We start from the raw sequence: 17522 nt of genomic DNA, 5'->3' as shown, positions 1-17522 counted from the left end.
GCCGAGCGACACGATCTCAGGGAACCTTCGGGCGCGACGCGCCCGCCGGCGCCGCCACCGGAGCGCCGGTCGACGCCGCGGGCGCGGCAGTGGTCCCCGGGCGGGTCGCCGGCGCGCTCGTCGGCGCCGGACGCGTCGCGGCGATCGTGCGCATGCGCGTGAGCACCTTGTCCGTGATGTCGAGGCTCTTGTCCGCCGACAGCATCGCCGAGCTCGGGCCGCCGGCGAAGATCATCGCGTAGCCCTCGCCCGTGCGCACGTCGTTGATCGCGTCGCGCACGAGCGACTCGAACACCTGCGACAGCTCCTGCTGGCGCTGCTGGCCGCGCGCCTCGAGCGCCTGCGCGCGCTGCTGGAAGCCCTGCTGCATGTCCTGCAGCTGCTTCTCCTTCGCCTGCTTCGCCGCGGCCGTCATCGTGGCCTGCGACTTCTGGTACGACTGCACCGCGGCGTCGAGCGAGTCGCTCATGCGCTGCTCCTCGGCGCGGATCGCCGCGGCCTCGGACTCGAACTGCTTCTGCGCATCGGCGCGGCCGGGGGCCTGCTCCATCAAGGTCTGCACGTCGACGTACGCCAGCTTCGGCGCCTGCTGCGCACGGGCGGCGGCAGGGATCGCCACGAGCCCGGCGAGGGCGACGGCGGCGAACGCCGCACGGATCTGGTAACGCATCAGGGAATGACTCCTACGTGGACGGAGAGAGGTGGGACGGTCAGCCGATCCCGTCAGAAGAGCTGACCGAGTTTGAAGTGGAGCTGCCACTTCGGATCCGGGCGGAGCTTGCCCGTGATCGGGTCGAGCGACAGCCGGTCGAACCCGTACGCCCAGTCGAGACCGAGCGGGCCGAGCGGCGTCACGATGCTGCCGCCGATGCCCGCGCCGCGGAACAGGCGCGTCGGGTTGAAGTCCCGCGGGCGGTCGTAGTTGTTGCCGGCGTCGTAGAACGCGTCGACGTAGAGCTGCGAGTTGAGCCGCAGCCCGAGCTCCGCGGTCATCGTGAAGTACGCGTTGCCGAACGCCGCGCGGCCCGAGAACGCGTTGAAGTTGTCGGCCCGCGGATCGAACCCGCGCGGCGTGATCGAGAACTCCGGATAGCCGCGCAGCGGCTGGCCGAACTGCACGCCGCCCAACGCGAACGACTGGTACTGGAAGAACGGTCCCGGGTCGCCGAACACCGCGCCGGCCTTCATGCTGAGGCCGAGGAGCACCTTCTTCGATTGCGCGCCCGGCACCCCGCCCCCGAACTCGAACAGCGGCGTGTACGCCCGGAAGTCGGCCGTGTACCGCTGGTACGACACCGTGCCGCCGAGCGGGCCGCCCACGAAGTCCGCGGTGAGCGACTGCATGCCACCCGCGCTCGGGAACGGCAGGTCGATGCGCGTGTCGTGTGTGAAGTCGAGCCCCAGATCCGACCGGAAGCAGTTCGCCGTACACTGCCCCACGAACGCGCCGCTCTGCACGTCGCGGAAGCTCGTCGCCTCGGCGCCGTACGTGATGCCTAACGTCGAGAAGTACGACCCCGGCACCGGCAGGCCGACGCGCGTGCTCGCGCCCGTGCGCGTGTTCTGGCCGAAGCCCTGGATGTTGTACCGGCTCTCGCTGCGGTACGCCGTGATCGACCCCGACACGCGCGACTTCAGGATCGCCGGGTCCGAGTACGTCAGGTTGAAGTCGTTGATGAAGCGGCCGAAGTTCCAGTTCAGCGACCCGCGCTTGCACAGACCGAACAGGTTCGGCTGATCGAGCCCGATGAAGCCGCCCACGCCGACGCCGGCGCCGCCCATCGACGCGCCGAAGTTGATCGACCCCGTGCGCTTCTCCTTCACGCGGAACGTGACGTCGATGTCGCCGTTGTCGTTCACCGTGTGCGTATCCGGGAACGGCAGCGGCGTCTCGAAGAAGCCGAGGTTTCCGATGCTCTGCCACGAGCGGAGCAGGCGGTCCTGGTTGAACACCGCGCCCGGCAGGATCACGAGCTGCCGACGGATGCACTCGTCCGACGTGTAGTCGTTCCCCGCGATGTCCACGCGGTTCACGATCGCCGGCTGGCGCTCGTCGATCTGCCAGCGGAGGTTCACGACCGGCTGCGAGTCCGGCCCGACGGTGCGCTGCACCACCGGCTGGATCTGGGCGTAGATGTAGCCCTCGTTCCGGTAGGCGGTCTGCACCTTCTCCGTCGCCGACTCCCACTGCGAGCGGTCGAACACGCCCTTCTCGTTCTTCGCACCGCCCTTCAGCAGCCCCATGGCGCGCTGCGTCAGCGTCGGGCCTTCACCGTTGAACGGGTAGTAGCGCTGCAGGTCCTCCGTCGGGAAGCGGTGGTTGTCCACCACCTCGAACGTCCCGACCTTGTACTGCGGCCCCTCGCTCACCGTGAGATCGATGAACGCCTTCCCGCGCTCGCGGTCGATGACGAGCGTGTCCTTCACGACGGTGAAGTCGATGAACCCGTGCTGCGCGTACAGCGTCGGAATGCGCTCGCTCAGATCGCCCGCGTACTTCTCGTCGTCGAAGCTGCCCTTGCGCCACCACCAGAAGCCCTCGGGCTTCGTCTTCATGGCGGTGACGACCTCCTTGTCGGAGAGCCGCGTGTTGCCGTTGATGCGGACGCCCGAGATCGCGAGCCGCCGCCCCTCGTCGATGTGGAAGTTGAGGCGGATGTGGCCGTCGGTCGTGAGCGTGCTCTCCGGCTTGATGCGCGCCAGGTAGAAGCCCTTCGCCTGGTACGAGCTGTCGATCCGCTCCACGGCCCGCGCCACCTTCGCCGGGTCGAGCGGCGAGCCGATGAGGACGTCGATCTTGTCGCGGACGCCGCCCTCGGAGATGACCTTCACGCCGCTCACCGAGACGGCGTCGAGCACCGGCCGCTCCTTCACGTAGAACGCGAGCGTCGCCCGCTGTCCCGACGGCGCCGGCTCGCAGGCCACCCGCACGTCCTCGAACTGGCCCGATCCGTACAGCCGCCGGATCGCCCCCTGGAGCTGCACGGCGTTCAGCTCGGTGGACGGCGCGAGCCCCAGGTCGCCCAGCGCGCTCGCCTCGGTGACGCGCTTCAGCCCGCGCACGACGATCGAGTCGGGACGCGCGCAGACGCCCGGCTGATCGGCGGGCGGCTGCGCCGCCGGTGCGGCGGGCTGACTGGGGGGAGGCACCGGATTCTGGGCCGGCGCGAGACGGGCGGACGTCATCGACAGCACGGCGGTGGCCGCGACGACGGCCGACCGCCGGAGAGAGGCGAATCGCATGGTCGGAATATACACGGCCCCGAACGGCGTAGGTCCACTGGCGCGAACGACTTTCGCGCTCTGCGGACCCTCCCGGCCGGCGGCCGGGTCACGGGGATCGGCGGTGGGACAGCGGTACGACAGCGGTAGGACAAACGAAGCGCGCCGGACGGTTGCCCGCCCGGCGCGCTCGCTCAATGTAGCCGGTCCGCGGTCAGGACGCCTTGGTCGTCGGCGCCGCCGCCCGGAACTCCAGCTTGTCCTTCTCCGGCGCCAGGTCGACCTCGATCTCGTCGCCCTTCGCGAACTCGCCGAGGAGGATCTTCTCCGACAGCGGGTCCTCGATGTAGCGCTGGATCGACCGCTTCAGCGGCCGCGCGCCGAACGCCTCGTCGTACCCCTTGCTCACCAGGAAGTCGGACGCCGCCTCGGTCAGCTTCAGCGTGAGGTCCTCCTCGCCGAGCCGCTTCTGCACGTCCTTCAGCAGGATGTTGACGATGGCGCCGATCTGCTCCTTCGACAGCGGGTGGAAGACGATGACGTCGTCCAGGCGGTTCAGGAACTCGGGGTTGAAGACCCGGCCCATCTCCTCCTTCACCTTCTCCTGCATCCGCTCGAAGTTCGACTCGCTGGACTGCGAGGTGAAGCCGAGCGCCCGGTTCTTCGTGATGTCCTTCGCGCCCACGTTCGACGTCATGATGACGACCGTGTTCTTGAAGTCGATCACGCGCCCGTAGTTGTCCGTCAGGTGCCCCTCGTCGAGGACCTGCAGCAGGATGTTGAACACGTCCGGGTGCGCCTTCTCGATCTCGTCGAGCAGCACGACCGAGTACGGCTTCCGGCGGACGGCCTTCGTCAGCGTGCCCGAGTCCTCGTAGCCGACGTAGCCCGGCGGCGCGCCGATGAGCCGCGACACCGAGAACTTCTCCATGTACTCCGACATGTCGACGCGGATGAGCGCCGTCTCGTCGGCGAACAGGAACTTCGCCAGCGCGCGGGCCAGCTCCGTCTTGCCGACGCCCGTGGGCCCCGAGAAGATGAACGTGCCGATCGGCCGCTTCGGATCCTTGAGCCCCGCCCGGCTGCGGCGGATGGAGCGCGAGAGCGCCTTGATCGCCTCGTCCTGACCGACGACGCTCTTGTGCAGCTCCTCCTCCATGTTCAGCAGCCGCGCCGTCTCCGCCTCCTGCAGGCGCGTCACCGGCACACCCGTCCAGCGCGAGACGATGAACGCGATCTCGTCCTCGCCTAACACCGGGCGGTGGGACTGGCGCCGCTGCTCCCACTCCTCCTGCTTCTGGCGGATCTGCCCCTGGAGGTCGCGCTCCTTGTCGCGCAGGCTCGCCGCCTTCTCGAAGTTCTGGTCGCGGACCGCGGCCTCCTTCTCGGCGTTCACCTGATCGAGCGCTTCCTTCAGCGACGAGACCTCCGGCGGCGGCGCCTGCGACGCGAGCCGCGACCGCGCACCCGCCTCGTCGATCACGTCGATCGCCTTGTCCGGCAGGAAGCGGTCGGTGATGTAGCGCTCCGAGAGCTTCGCCGCCGTCCACAGCGTCGTGTCGGGGATCGTGACGCGGTGGTGGTCCTCGTACTTCTTGCGCAGCCCCTTCAGGATCTCGACCGTCTCCTCCACCGTCGGCGGATCGACGATCACCGTCTGGAAGCGGCGCTCGAGCGCGCCGTCCTTCTCGATGTACTTGCGGTACTCGTTCAGCGTCGACGCACCGACGCACTGCAGCTCACCGCGCGCGAGCGCGGGCTTCAGCATGTTGCTCGCGTCGATCGCGCCCTCGGCCGCGCCGGCGCCCACGAGCGTGTGCAGCTCGTCGATGAACAGGATGATCTGCTTGTTCTGCGCGATCTCGTTCATCACCGCCTTGAGCCGCTCCTCGAACTGGCCGCGGTACTTCGTGCCCGCGATCACCGCCGCCATGTCGAGCGACAGCACGCGGTGGTCGCGCAGCGAATCCGGGCACTCGCCGTTCGCGATGAGCTGCGCGAGCCCCTCGACGATCGCCGTCTTGCCGACGCCCGGCTCGCCGATGAGCACCGGGTTGTTCTTCTTGCGGCGCGTGAGGACCTCCATCACCCGCTCGATCTCCTTCGCGCGCCCGATCGTCGGATCGAGCTGTCCCTCGGCGGCGAGCGCCGTGAGATCGCGACAGAAGTGGTCGAGCGCCGGGGTCTTCGACTTCTTCTCGCCCTTCGGGGGCGTCTGCGGCTGCGAGCTGCCGCCCTTGTCGGCGGTGCCGCCGCCCTGCGCCTGCGGCATCTCGTTGCCGAGAAGACGCAGCGTCTCCGCGCGCGCCGCTTCGAGGTTGACGCCCGTATCGGTGAGCACCTGCGCCGCGATCCCCTTCTCCTCGCGGAGAAGGCCGAGGAGGAGATGCTCGGTGCCGACGTAGCTGTGATTGAGCTCGCGCGCCTCGGCCATCGCCAGCTCGAGGACCTTCTTCGCGCGCGAGGTATAGGGGAGATCGGGGCCGGTGGCTTGCGCCGCCTTCCCCTTCTTGACCGTCTCCTCGATCTTCTGCTGAATCTCGTCGAGGTCGACGCTCAGGTTCTGTAGCACCGCAGCCGCGACGCCCTCGCCCTCGCGGATGAGGCCGAGCAGGATGTGCTCCGTTCCCACGTACTCGTGGTGGAGCCTCGCGGCCTCCTCGCGCGCCATCGCGAGGACCTTCCGCACTCGCTCGGTGAAGTTGTAGCCGTTCATGGTTCCCTCAGGTCCGGGTGGGAGGGCACGGAGCGTCTGCCCCGAGTCTCCACGCCGAAGTGTCGCGATGTGCGGTCACTCCTGCGCGCCCGCCTCGTTCGCCAGCGCCTCCCGCACGTAGCGTGCGCGAGACTGAGACGCCTCTGCCTCGGAGAGCGGTCGCCCTTCCGCGTATGCCAGATGCGCCGACTGGCAGAATATCAGGAGCTTGTTGAGGGTGTATACACTGAGCCCACGGATCAGTTTCAGCCCCACCGCGAGCCGCACGCCACTGAGGTAATTCATTGCCTCGTCGAGGCTTAGACTCCTCGCGTAGCGGAGCGTCCCGAAAGCGCGCCAAAGCTTGTCCTCGATAATATACCCCGCGTCGCGGAGCAACACCCGACGGGCCTCCTCCTCTCGCTCTATCACCTTCTGTACCACGCGCGCGAGCCCGTCGAGCAGCTCTTCCTCCGAGCGACCGAGCGTCGTCTGGTTCGAGATCTGGAAGAAGTTCCCCACGACTTCCGAGCCCTCGCCATACAGCCCGCGATACGTGAGTCCCATCTGTTGGAGGCCCGCGAGCACCTTCGAGATCTCCTTCGTGAGCACGAGCCCCGGCAGGTGAATCAGCACGCTCGCGCGCATCCCGGTCCCGGTGTTCGTCGGGCACGCGGTGAGAAAGCCGAACTCCGAGTGGAACGCGTACGGCACCCGCCCACCCAGCTCCAGGTCGAGCCGCTCGACCGCGCGGTATGCGTCCGTCACCGCGAGCCCCGAGCGCAGCGCCTGCAGCCGCAGGTGATCCTCCTCGTTCACCATCACGCTCACGCCGTTGCCGAGCATCAGCGCGGCGCCCGTGCGCACGCCCTGACCGCCCTCGAGCCCCGCGAGCTCCTTGCTCACGAGATGTCGCTCGTGCAGCAGCTGCCGCTCCGCCGTGCCCAGCTCGTCGACGCGCAGCAGGACGTTTCCCTGTAGACTCGCGACATGGGGCGCCGCGTCACGGATCTGGGCGAGAACGCGCAGCCGTTCGCCGTCGCGCGCCCGCGGCGTGAACGCGTAGCCCTCGACGTTCCGCGCGAGCCGGATGCGCGTCGAGAGCACAACGTCCGCGTGCTCCCCCGACGCGTCCAGCCAGGCGACGCCGCCGTCGGGCAGCAGCGAGAGATCGAGCGTCATCTCAGGACTCCACCGCACGCAGTCGGTCGCGGAGCTCCGCCGCGAGCTCGAACTGCTCGTTGTCGATCGCTCGGCGCAGCCGCTCGCGCAGCTGCGCCACCGTTCCCGCGCGCTCGATGAGCTCCACGGCCGGCGGCTCGTAGCGTCGTCCGGCGTGCCGCGAGTTCCCATGAAGTCGACGCAGCAGCTCACGCAGCTGGCGCTCGAACGCCGTGTAGCAGCGCGCGCACCCCAGCCGCCCCGTCGCGCGGAAGTCGCGCGTCGTGGCGCCGCAGAAGTGACACGCCGGCGCGTCGTCGCCGCCGAGCAGCGCCTTGTGCTGCACCGCCTGCAGGAAGTCGCCGAGCGGATTCTTGGGCGCGATGCTCGTCTCCACGCCCTTCTCCGCCGCGCACTTCTCGCACAGGTGCTGCTGCGTCACGACGTTGTCCTTGATCGTCGTGAGATTCACGACGGCGTCGTTCTCCTTGCAGTTCTCGCAGAGCATTCAGCCACCCTCCTTCCGCGTCGGCAGCGCATGCGCCCCCGCGGTCCCACGGCCCCCGCTCAGGTGACCGCCTCGTTCACGTCCGTCTCCACGAGCCGGCCGTCCTCCAGTAGCAGCGTGCGCTCCGCCCGTTGCGCGAGCGACCGATTGTGCGTGACCACCACCAGCCCGAGCTCCATGTCGCGTGCGAGCTCGCCGAACAGGTCGTGCAGGCGTTCCGCGTTCGCGTGATCCAGATTGCCCGACGGCTCGTCCGCCAGCAAGACCGCCGGGTCCGCGGCGAGCGCGCGCGCCACGGCCGCGCGCTGCTGCTCGCCCCCCGACAGCTCCGCGGGTCGATGCAGCATCCGCGGTCCGAGGCCGAGCCGCTCCAGCAACTCCTTCGCGCGCCGCTCCGCGCCCTTGCGATCCAGGCCGCCGATGCGGAGCGGTATCGCTACGTTCTCCAGCGCGCTGAACTCGCGCAACAGGTGGTGAAACTGGAACACGAAGCCGACGGTGCGATTGCGTACCGTCGCCAGCGTCTCGTCGCCGAGCCCCGCGATCGACTCGCCGGCGAGGCGCACGTCCCCCGACGTCGGCCGCTCGAGCGCGCCGAGCACGTGCAGCAGCGTGCTCTTGCCCGCGCCGCTCGCGCCGACGATCGCCACCATCTCGCCGCGCGCGACGGCGAGGTTCACGCCGTCGAGCACGCGCAGCGTCGCGCCGTCGCCGCCGCGGAACTGCTTCACGACGTCGACCGCCTCGAGCACCGTCATCGCTCGCCCCCGTCGGAGCGTCGCGCGCGACGTCGCTCATTCATGGCGGATCGCCTCGATCGGGTACAGCCGCGCCGCCTGCGTCGCCGGGTATAACGTCGCCACGGCGGCGATGAGGACGCTCGCCGCCACGGTGAGCAGCACGTCGGACGCCTGCGTCGCGACCGGCAGATGGTCGATGAAGTACACCGCCGGGTCGAGCTTGATGAACTTGTACGTCCCGAGCGCGACCGACGCCCCGAGGCCGAGCAGCACGCCGGCGCCGGTGCCCGCGACGCCGATCACGAGCCCCTGCAGGAAGAAGATGCGACGCACCGAGCGCGCCGGCAGTCCCATCGCCTTCAGGATGCCGATCTCGCGCGTCTTGTCCGTCACCACCATCGTCAGCGTGCTCACGATGTTGAACGCCGCCACGATGACGATGAGCAGCAGGATGAAGCTCATCCCCAGCTTCTCGAGCTTGAGCGCGCTGAAAAGCGATGCGTTCTGCTCCTGCCAGTCGCGCACGAGATAGGGGAAGCCGAGCGAGTCCTGCAGCGCCGTCGCCGTGTGCGTCGCCTGCCACCGGTCCGTCGTGCGCGCCTCGATCGCCGTCACGCTCTGGCCCAGCCCCGCGAGCCGCTGCGCCTTGTCGAGCGCGACGTACATGTACGTGTTGTCGTACTCGTACATGCCGGTCTCGAAGATGCCCGTCACTTCGAACTGCTCGAACACCGGCGTCGGCATCCCCGTCACCGGGTTCAGCGCGCCGCCCGCCGACGTCACGACGACGATGCGCTCGCCCGGCCACGCGTTCAGCTGCTCGGAGAGCTTCTTCCCGAGCACGACGCCGCGGTGCTGCTTGTCGGAGCTGGAGAACCGGAAGTCGCCGAGGATCGCGTGGCGGCGGATCTCCGTCACGTCCGGCACGCCCGGCCCCGCCGGGTCGATGCCGACGACCTGCGCGCCCGTCGTGAACAGCGCGCCTTCCTTGCGCACGAGCCCCTGCGTGAGGACGACCGGCGCGGCGGCGGTGATGCCCGAGAACCGGCGCACGCGGTCGAGCGTCGGGCGCCAGTTGTCCATCATCAGGTTGTCGCCGTACGTCATCACCCGGATGTCCGGGCTGCCGACGAGGATCTTGTCGCGCAGATCCCGCTGCAGCCCGTTCATCACGCCCATGATGAGAATGAGCGCGCTCACGCCGACCACCACGCCCCCGATCGCGATGATGCTGATGAGCGACAGCAGCCGCGACCCGCGCCGGCTGCGCAGGTAGCGCCACGCGATCGCGAGCTCCAGCCGCGTTAGGCGCACGCGGCTGGGCCGCGGCGGGCGCGGAGTCTTCACCGGGACGGGCGCGGTCGTCGTCGTCACGTCACTCCGGCCGCATGAGCGGGAACAGGATCGCGTCGCGGATGTGCGCCGTGTCCGTGAGGTACATGAACAACCGGTCGACGCCGATGCCGACGCCGCCGGTCGGCGGCATGCCGTACTCCATGGCGCGCAGGTAATCCTCGTCCACCCCCACCGCCTCCTCGTCACCCGCCGCCTTGAGCCGCGCTTGCGCCTCGAAGCGCCGGCGCTGGTCGATCGGGTCGTTCAGCTCACTGAAGGCGTTGGCCAGCTCGCGCCCGCCGGCGAACAGCTCGAACCGCTCCGTCAGCGCGGGGTTGCCGCGCTTCGGCTTCGCGAGCGGCGAGAGCTCCACCGGATAGTCGAGCACGAACGTCGGTCGATCGATGTGACGCTCGACGAGCGCCTGGAACATCTCGTCGAGCACCTTCGGGCGGCTCAGCGTCTCCACCCTTTCAACCCCGATGCGCTTCGCCGCGTTCCGGAGCGCCTCGTCGTCGAGCGCCATCACGTCGCCCTTGAACGCCTCGTTGAGCGCCGCCACCCACTGGATGCGCGGGAATGGGGGCACCAGCTCCGGCACGCGCTCCGCGAAACCCGGCACCGCGCGCACGGCGGCCGCCGCCGCGGCGATGAGCCGCTCCACGCGGTCCATCATCACGCCGTAGTCCGCGTATGCCTCGTAGAACTCGAGCATCGTGAACTCGGGGTTGTGCGTGCGGTCGATCCCCTCGTTCCGGAAGTCGTGCCCGATCTCGTACACGCGGTCGAAGCCGCCCACGATCAGCCGCTTGAGATACAGCTCGTCGGCGATGCGCAGGAACAGCGGCATGTCGAGCGCGTTGTGGTGCGTCGTGAACGGCCGCGCTGCCGCGCCGCCGTACAGCGGCTGCAGCACCGGCGTCTCCACCTCGAGGTAGCCCAGCCCGTCGAGGTACTGGCGGATCGCGGCGATCATCCGCGCGCGCGCCACGAACGTGCGGCGGACCTCGGGGTGCACCGCGAGGTCCGCGTAGCGCTGGCGATAGCGCTGCTCGGGGTCCTTGAAGCCCGAGTAGCGCACGACCTGTCCGTCGACGATCTGCTCCTTCGCGAACGGCAGCGGGCGCAGCGACTTCGCGAGCAGCTGCACGCGCTCGGCGCGCAGCGTCGCCTCGCCGGCGCGCGTGCGGAACATCGGGCCCTCGACGCCGACGACGTCGCCGATGTCCACGAGCTGCTGCAGCATGGCGAACGCGTCGTCCCCGAGCACGTCGCGGCGGAAGTAGAGCTGCACGCGTCCGTCGGCGTCGCCGAGGTGCGCGAACGCCGTCTTGCCCTGCGAGCGCCACGCCGTTAGGCGGCCGGCCAGTCGGGCCGTGGGCCCCTCGACCGCCGCGCCGTCCGCCGCGCCGCCGCGCTCCAGCGCCTCGAATGCGGTGATGGCGTCCGCCGACGTGTGCGTCCGCTCGAACGAGTACGCGAACGGCTCGATCCCGCGCTCCTGCAGCGCGGCGAGCTTCTCGCGCCGGGCGCGGAGGAGCTGGCTCAGCTCCTCGCCCCCTTCCTCGGGTCCGTTCGGCCGCTCCACCGATTCGTCCACGCTCACGACGACCTCGCGGCGCCGGCGCCGGCGCCGAACTCCTTCAGGTAGGCCTCGATGAACGGGTCGATGCCGCCGTCCATCACCTTCTGCACGTCCGGGATCTTCAGCTCCGTGCGGTGGTCGTTCACCATCGTGTACGGCTGGAAGACGTAGCTGCGCGCCTGGTTGCCGAAGCTCACGTCGCTCTTCGTGGAGTCGAGCGCCGCCTTCGCCGCGAGCTGCTTCTCCAGCTCGATGTTGTACAGCTTGTTCTTGAGCATCTTCATCGCGGTCGCCTTGTTCTTGAACTGCGACCGCTCCTGCTGCGACGCGACGACGACGCCGCTCGGGATGTGCGTTAGGCGCACCGCGGAGCTGGTCTTGTTGACGTGCTGACCGCCCGCGCCGGACGCGCGGAACACGTCCATCTTGATGTCCTCGTCGCGGATCTCGATGTTGATCTCCTCGTTCACGACGGGATAGACGAACACCGACGCGAAGCTCGTGTGGCGCCGCGCGTTCGCGTCGAACGGCGAGATGCGGACGAGCCGATGCACGCCCGTCTCGGCACGCAGGAACCCGAACGCGTACTGGCCGCGGATCTCGAGCACGGCGCCCTTGATCCCCGCCTCCTCGCCTTCGGAGAGGTCGAGCACCTCGACCTCGAAGCCCTTCCGCTCGGCCCACCGCGTGTACATGCGCATGAGCATCTGCGCCCAGTCCTGGGCCTCGGTGCCGCCGGCGCCGGCGCTGATCTCCAGCTGCGCGTCGCGGAAGTCGTCGGCGCCCTGCATCAGCGAGCGCAGCTCGAACGCGGCGAGCTCCTCGTCGATCCCGTCGATCTCGCGACCGAGCTCCGCCGCCATGTCGGCGTCGGGCTCCATCGCCAGCAGGTCGCGCAGCTCCACCGCGCCCTCCACGCGCTTCGCGAGCGCGTCGTAGGGCTCCAGCCAGCCGCGCAGGTCGCGCACCTGCTTCACGACGTCCTGCGCCCGCTCCTGGTTGTCCCAGAAGCCGGGCTCACTCATCTGCGCGTCGAGCCGTTCCAGGCGTTCACGTCGGCTGTCGACGTCAAAGATACCTCCGCAGTTCGGAGACCCGCTCCGACTGCTGCTCGAGCTGCCGACCACGCTCGTTGTCGATCATCCTCGTCTCCTCGTTCGATCGCGATCCTTGCCGTGGCGCAGAACGAACCGGGCCGCATCCCGAGGGGAGCGGCCCGGACGTGTCGCTGCGCGGGTCTCGTGAAGTATAGCGCGCCGTGGAAGGCGCCGCGCCCGGCTAGAAGACCTTCCGGCCCCCGGCGAGGACGTCGTTGAGCGCGTCGCGGAAGTACGGCGTCGACTCCGCGAGCTCGGTGCCCACCTGCTCCACGTACTCCTCGTAGCTCTTCTTGATCTCCTCGCGGAAGAGCTGCTTCAGCGCGCCGGTGCGGAGCCCCTCTTCCCGGCGCTGCGGGTGGTACGCGACCAGGTCGGAGACGAGCGCGCGCGCGAGCCGCCGGGCCTTCTGCCCGGGGTCCGTGGACAGGTACGGGTTGACCGGGCGGCGGATCGCCGGGCCGGCCGAGGCTGCCGGCGAAGGCGACGGCGTGGCGGGAATGCTCGCGGTCGGCGTCGGGGTGCGCTGCACCCGCGGTTGATCGTGCTCGCGCGGCGCCACTGGGGTGGCCGACGGCGCGCCGGCGCCGAAGCGCGCGGCCGGGACGGCATCCGGCGACCGCCAGAGCGTGTCGCGCGGTGCAGCCGGTGGCTCGACGGCCGGCCGCGGGGCGGCCGGCGTCGGGACCGCGGGCGTCGGTGCCGCCGGCGTCGGGGCCCGGCGCGGGGCCTCGGCGGGAGCCGGCGCTGCGCTCGGCGGCTGAACTGGCGCCTGCTGGGCGTCCGCGGCGTGCGGCTCGGAGACTGCCGTCTGCGGGACGCGCGGCGCGGTCTGCTCGGCGATGGCTGCTGCCGGCCGCGGCGGCGTCGCACGCGTCACGCCGACCGCGATCACCCCGCCGCAGACCGAGCACCGCGCGCGCACGCCCCCGACGGGCACCTTCGTCGGATCGACCCTGAAGACGCTCTGGCAGTCCGGACACGTGACGTTCACGGCGACTCCTCCGACGACTGCGGGGTGGACGGCGCCGCGCCGATCGCGACGTCCTGTCGTCGATCGACCGAGAACACCGAGCCGGGTTGCGCCTTCGCGTAGCTCTTCATCTCCGAGGCGAGCGCGCTGACCTGTTCGGCGCGCGTGAAGGTGCGCCGCTCCGTCGTCACGACCCCGATCGAGACACTCATGAGCGGCACGCGGTGCAGCTTACCACGACGGTCCTTCCCGAAGTAGTACCCCGCGCGCCGATCGGTCTCGCGGTACTGGTAGGGCACGAGCGTCTCGAACGTCTCCACGATCGTCCCGCACACTTCCGCCATCGCCGACAGCGGCACGATGAACAGGAAGTCGTCGCCGCCGATGTGCCCCACGAACCCGCGTTCGCCACAGATCCCCTTCACGGTGTCGTGCAGCAGCAGCGCGAGCATCCGGATGACGCGGTCGCCCTCGTTGTACCCGTAGCGGTCGTTGTACTCCTTGAAGTGATCGAGGTCCGCGTAGCAGGTCGCGAACGGCTCCCGGCTCGCGATGCGCAGCTCGATCTCCGCCTCGATCTCCCACGCACCCGGGAGGCGGGTCGTCGGGTGGACGCCGGTGTCGCGCGCCGATCGACGCAGCAGCGCGGCGAGCCGGGCGCGCGCTTCGTCGTCGGGAAGCGCCGTCGGGAGCGCCTCGTCGGCGCCCGCGTCGAGCACGCCGGGCACCTGAGCGGCGGCGTCCACGAGCATCAGCGTCGGGACGATGCCGGTGAACGAGTCGCGCTTCACGCGCTGCGCGGCCGACATCGCGTCATCCAAGCGGCCTTCGCGGCCGTCGAGCACGACGACGGTGGGTCGGGCGCGCAGCGCCCGCGCCATGAGGTCGTCTGCCGAGTCCACGCGCGCCACGTTGCCGACGACGCCGGCGAGCCACGTCCGCACGACGCCCGGCAGCGCGCGGTCCTCCGCGCCGAGCACCACGGCCGTCGTACGCACGCCGCGCGTCCCCTGCGCGGCGGTCATGGGGCCCTCCGGGCTCGGGGTGGACAGGGGCTCTCGGCGGGCATCACGCGCGTTCGGACCGTACGGGGAGGGGTGTGGGCTCGGGCTACCGGAGTGAGGACGACCCACCCGGCGGGGGCGAAACGCCCGGCACGCCCGCCGGCCTCCGAGACGCTACGGTCGGCGCGCCGGGCGCCGGCCGAACGGCGGCCACGGCACCGTCGCCTCGATCCGGCGCTCGCCGAGTGGACCGCGCGACTCGCGCAACCGGACGCTCGCCAGGGCGTCGATCGCGCTCACGAGGTGGTTCGCGCCGATCACGATGAGCGTCATCGTCCAGTCGCGGGAGAGCTGGTTCTCGCGCGTGACGTCGCCCTTGTAGATGTCCCAATCGAGCTGGCGGTCGCGCCACGACCACAGGAAGTCGTCCTTCACGGCCCGCGTCGCGTACGCGGCGAGCGCGCGCTGGTAGCGCGGGTCGGAGGGGGGCAGCACGGTGAACGGGTCGTAGAACAGCGCCCGCGCCTCGTACCACTGCCGGCCGTTGTAGGTCAGCGTGTCCGTCTCCGGCGTCAGCGGCCCGGACGGCGTGCGGTTGTACGCGCCGCTCGCCACCCAGTCGTACAGCGCCTCGAAGTACGCCCAGCTCGTGTCGCGCTGCACGGCGCCGAACGGCGCGCGCGCGACCTCCCGCGCGCGTCGGCGGTAGTCGGCGCGGTGACGGTTCGCCTCGCGTCGGTACTCCAGCGCCTGCACCCACGCGTACGCTTCGGCCACCACGTAGGCGACGCCGCGCGTCTGCCGGAGCGCCGCCTGCCCCGCACCCGGCACGACGAGCGAGGCGACGGGCGCCCACCGCGGCGCCGGAAAGGCTCGCAGCTCGTCCGCCGCGTCCCGTCCGCCCGGCGGGCCCCCGACCCGCGGCGCGTCGGCGACATCGGGAGCCGCAAGCGTGTCCGGGGCGACGGGCACGACGCGCGCGCCGACGATCGCCGGTCGCTGGGCGGCAGCCGGCGCCGCGCCCCACGTCGCGCCGAGCGCGGCGCACGCGAGCGCGACGACGACAGCAGTCCCGCTCCTGCTCGGCATCGTCTCAGAACGTGTAGCGGAGACCCACGTACGTCGGCGGCTTGTCCGCGAACAGCGCCGACGTCGTGAGCTGACGCGCCACGTCGAGCGTGAAGTGCGACGACGTGACACCGAAGCCTAACGCGGGGCCGCCGTAGCCGCTGCGCTCCGCGTAGCCGGCGCGCACCGAGACCGTCTTGCGGTACACCGCCTCCACGCCGACGTGGTACATGCGCTCCAGCCGTACGCCGAGCGGCGTCGACGCGTCGGCCATGACACGGAGCGTCGCCTCGGGAACGTACCGCTCGACGCCGGGCACGTCCCATCCCACGCCGGCGGCGATCTGCGTCGGCAGCGGATCGGCCTGCGCGCGATCCTTCGTCTGCAGCCGGAGCCCGAGGTTGCGCACCGCGAGGCCGACGTGCACGCGCTTCGCGGAGTCGACGTCGAACTGCACGCCGCCGTCCAGCGCGCCGGTCGACGGATGCCGCGGCACCGTCGGGTCGCACTCACCGGTGCAGTCGAACGCGTACTGCACCACCTTCGCCGTGACGCCGGCGGAGAAGCGCGACGTGAAGCCGACCGCGTAGCTCGCCGCGAACGCGTAATCGGCGATCGACAGCGTGCCGGTGACGACGCCGTTGATGTCGGTGAGCTCCTGCGTGCCGAGGCTGTAGCGGTACACGCCGGCGGCGAACGTGCCGAGCACGCGCGACGCCTGCGCGTACGACGCCGTGACGCGCGTGCCCACCTGGTCGACGGCGTAGTCGAGCAGCGCGTCGCGATGCGTTAGGCGTGCGTAGCCCGCGGGGTTGATGAACAGCGCGTTCGTCCCGACCGGGTCGGCGACACCCGCGCCGCCCAGTCCCACGTTGCGCGCGTCGAACGGCACGAGGAGGAACGACGCACCGGCTTCAGAGGACTGCGCTGCCGCCGGGACCGCGACGCCGAACGATGCGACGAGGAGCGTCGTCGCCGCGCCCGTGCGGGCGCCCAGCCGGGGCGTGGAGCGCCTCCCGCGTCGCTCAGAGCGGCGACGCCTCATCGAGCAGCATGATCGGGATGTCGTCGCGCACCGGGTAGCGAAGCCTGCACCGGTGACACACGAGGCTCGATTCGGCCTCGCGGTACTCGAGCTCCCCCTTGCACTTCGGGCACACGAGGATGGCGAGTAGCTGCGGCGAGAGCGTCACTGCCCGGACTCCTTCGGGATGACAAAGCCGAACCGCCTGAGCGAGCGCGGGTCCCGGCGCCAGTTGGACAACACCTTGATCCAGAGGTCCAGATACGCCGGCGCCCCGATCAGCGCTTCGATCTTGCCGCGTGCGACGCGGCCGATCTCTCGAATGCGCGCCCCCTTCGCCCCGATCAGAATGCGCTTCTGACTCTCCCGCTCGACGTACAGAACCGCCCGAATGTAAACGGGCGAGCGGTCCTCGCGGAACTCCTCCACCTCGCAGGCCACGCTGTACGGCACCTCTTCCTCGAGCTGCTCGAGCGCCGTCTCGCGCACGAGCTCACTCGCGAAGAAGCGCAGCGTCTGCGTGCTGATCTCGTCCTCCGGATAGAGAAACGGACTCTCCGGCAGATACGCGCGCAGCTTTACCAGGAGTTCGTCGACTCCGTCACCGCGCGTCGCGGAAACGAACGCCGCGTCGGGGTGCCGCGCGCGAAGGCCGTCGAGCGCCGCCGTGTCGAGCGCGTCGATCTTGTTCAGCACGAGCACCGTCGGCGCGCGCGGCGGCGCGTCGAGCCGTGCCGCGTCCATGAGCGGCGGCGGATCTCCGTCCGTCGCGTCGACCAGGTACGCGACGACGTCGGCGTCGCGCAGCGCCTCGAGCGCGATGCCGCGCATCGCCTCCTGCAGCGCGTAGCGCGGCTCGAGCAGGCCCGGGGTGTCGAGCAGCACCATCTGCGCGTCGTCGGCGGTGCGGATGCCGACGATGCGGTCGCGCGTGGACTGCGGCTTCGGGCTCGTGATGCTGAGCTTCTCGCCGACGATGCGGTTGAGCAGTGTGGACTTGCCGGCGTTCGGCTTGCCGACGACGGTGACGATGCCTGCGCGGGTCATGCGATGGGGTCAGTGCAAACACAGAACCCCCGCCGCGAAGTCGCGACGGGGGTTCTGGAATGA

15 protein-coding genes are annotated in these 17522 nt (G+C 70.3%); all 15 read right to left on the bottom strand.

The window, feature by feature from the left end; all coding sequences use genetic code 11:
- Positions 1-16 precede the first annotated feature (16 nt).
- Positions 17-670 (bottom strand): OmpH/Skp family outer membrane protein, encoded by a 654-nt coding sequence (locus tag J421_RS16190; protein ID WP_025412222.1) that lies wholly within the window; start codon positions 668-670, stop codon positions 17-19.
- A 53-nt stretch (positions 671-723) separates the two neighbouring features.
- The gene (gene bamA / locus J421_RS16185) at positions 724-3243 is read right to left on the bottom strand and encodes an outer membrane protein assembly factor BamA (RefSeq protein WP_025412221.1); all 2520 of its coding nucleotides are present in this window, start codon (positions 3241-3243) and stop codon (positions 724-726) included.
- 193 nt (positions 3244-3436) lie between these two features.
- On the bottom strand, positions 3437-5938 hold the full coding sequence (locus J421_RS16180; protein ID WP_025412220.1) for an ATP-dependent Clp protease ATP-binding subunit: 2502 nt from the start codon (positions 5936-5938) through the stop codon (positions 3437-3439).
- A gap of 75 nt (positions 5939-6013) precedes the next feature.
- On the bottom strand, positions 6014-7099 hold the full coding sequence (locus J421_RS16175) for a protein arginine kinase (RefSeq protein WP_025412219.1): 1086 nt from the start codon (positions 7097-7099) through the stop codon (positions 6014-6016).
- 1 nt (position 7100) lies between these two features.
- Positions 7101-7586: a UvrB/UvrC motif-containing protein gene (locus tag J421_RS16170; protein WP_025412218.1), complete on the bottom strand. Its 486-nt coding sequence runs from the start codon at positions 7584-7586 to the stop codon at positions 7101-7103.
- 59 nt (positions 7587-7645) lie between these two features.
- Positions 7646-8344, bottom strand: a complete 699-nt coding sequence (locus J421_RS16165; RefSeq protein WP_025412217.1) for an ABC transporter ATP-binding protein — start codon at positions 8342-8344, stop codon at positions 7646-7648.
- A gap of 36 nt (positions 8345-8380) precedes the next feature.
- Positions 8381-9700, bottom strand: coding sequence for an ABC transporter permease (locus J421_RS16160; protein WP_025412216.1), 1320 nt, complete (start codon positions 9698-9700; stop codon positions 8381-8383).
- A 1-nt stretch (position 9701) separates the two neighbouring features.
- The gene (lysS, locus tag J421_RS16155; RefSeq protein ID WP_025412215.1) at positions 9702-11267 is read right to left on the bottom strand and encodes a lysine--tRNA ligase; all 1566 of its coding nucleotides are present in this window, start codon (positions 11265-11267) and stop codon (positions 9702-9704) included.
- Positions 11264-12389, bottom strand: a protein-coding gene (gene prfB / locus J421_RS16150; protein ID WP_425485770.1) for a peptide chain release factor 2 whose coding sequence is annotated in 2 segments (ribosomal slippage) — positions 11264-12316 and positions 12318-12389 — 1125 coding nt in all. Because the reading frame shifts where the segments join, the coding sequence is not laid out codon by codon here. The genes lysS and prfB overlap by 4 nt, the downstream gene beginning before the upstream one ends.
- A 135-nt stretch (positions 12390-12524) precedes the next feature.
- Positions 12525-13337, bottom strand: coding sequence for a zinc-ribbon domain-containing protein (locus J421_RS16145; protein WP_025412213.1), 813 nt, complete (start codon positions 13335-13337; stop codon positions 12525-12527).
- Positions 13334-14341 carry a GGDEF domain-containing protein gene (locus J421_RS16140; protein ID WP_025412212.1) on the bottom strand — a complete coding sequence of 336 codons (1008 nt, stop codon included), beginning with the start codon at positions 14339-14341 and terminating at the stop codon, positions 13334-13336. The genes J421_RS16145 and J421_RS16140 overlap by 4 nt, the downstream gene beginning before the upstream one ends.
- Before the next feature lie 153 nt (positions 14342-14494).
- Positions 14495-15409, bottom strand: a complete 915-nt coding sequence (locus J421_RS16135) for a hypothetical protein (RefSeq protein WP_025412211.1) — start codon at positions 15407-15409, stop codon at positions 14495-14497.
- A 4-nt stretch (positions 15410-15413) separates the two neighbouring features.
- Positions 15414-16433 (bottom strand): PorV/PorQ family protein, encoded by a 1020-nt coding sequence (locus tag J421_RS16130; protein ID WP_148306357.1) that lies wholly within the window; start codon positions 16431-16433, stop codon positions 15414-15416.
- Entirely contained in the window at positions 16414-16581 is a 168-nt protein-coding gene (locus tag J421_RS16125; RefSeq protein ID WP_104022703.1) for a Trm112 family protein, read from the bottom strand. The genes J421_RS16130 and J421_RS16125 overlap by 20 nt, the downstream gene beginning before the upstream one ends.
- A complete protein-coding gene (gene era, locus J421_RS16120) occupies positions 16578-17459 on the bottom strand; it encodes a GTPase Era (protein WP_025412209.1) in 882 nt (293 codons plus the stop codon). Before era ends, J421_RS16125 begins: the two co-directional genes overlap by 4 nt.
- Positions 17460-17522 lie beyond the last annotated feature (63 nt).

Origin of the sequence: Gemmatirosa kalamazoonensis (assembly GCF_000522985.1) — a bacterium.
GTDB lineage: Bacteria > Gemmatimonadota > Gemmatimonadetes > Gemmatimonadales > Gemmatimonadaceae > Gemmatirosa > Gemmatirosa kalamazoonensis.
The sequence above is the reverse complement of the archived record's forward strand: the minus strand, read 5'-3'. Positions and strand labels throughout refer to the sequence as shown.

Bases quoted from the DNA above. Each gene is read 5' to 3' on its own strand.
- J421_RS16190 (WP_025412222.1), bottom strand. From the start codon at position 670: ATGCGTTACCAGATCCGTGCGGCGTTCGCCGCCGTCGCCCTCGCCGGG.
- bamA (WP_025412221.1), bottom strand. From the start codon at position 3,243: ATGCGATTCGCCTCTCTCCGGCGGTCGGCCGTCGTCGCGGCCACCGCC.
- J421_RS16180 (WP_025412220.1), bottom strand. From the start codon at position 5,938: ATGAACGGCTACAACTTCACCGAGCGAGTGCGGAAGGTCCTCGCGATG.
- J421_RS16175 (WP_025412219.1), bottom strand. From the start codon at position 7,099: ATGACGCTCGATCTCTCGCTGCTGCCCGACGGCGGCGTCGCCTGGCTG.
- J421_RS16170 (WP_025412218.1), bottom strand. From the start codon at position 7,586: ATGCTCTGCGAGAACTGCAAGGAGAACGACGCCGTCGTGAATCTCACG.
- J421_RS16165 (WP_025412217.1), bottom strand. From the start codon at position 8,344: ATGACGGTGCTCGAGGCGGTCGACGTCGTGAAGCAGTTCCGCGGCGGC.
- J421_RS16140 (WP_025412212.1), bottom strand. From the start codon at position 14,341: ATGACCGCCGCGCAGGGGACGCGCGGCGTGCGTACGACGGCCGTGGTG.
- J421_RS16135 (WP_025412211.1), bottom strand. From the start codon at position 15,409: ATGCCGAGCAGGAGCGGGACTGCTGTCGTCGTCGCGCTCGCGTGCGCC.
- J421_RS16130 (WP_148306357.1), bottom strand. From the start codon at position 16,433: ATGAGGCGTCGCCGCTCTGAGCGACGCGGGAGGCGCTCCACGCCCCGG.
- era (WP_025412209.1), bottom strand. From the start codon at position 17,459: ATGACCCGCGCAGGCATCGTCACCGTCGTCGGCAAGCCGAACGCCGGC.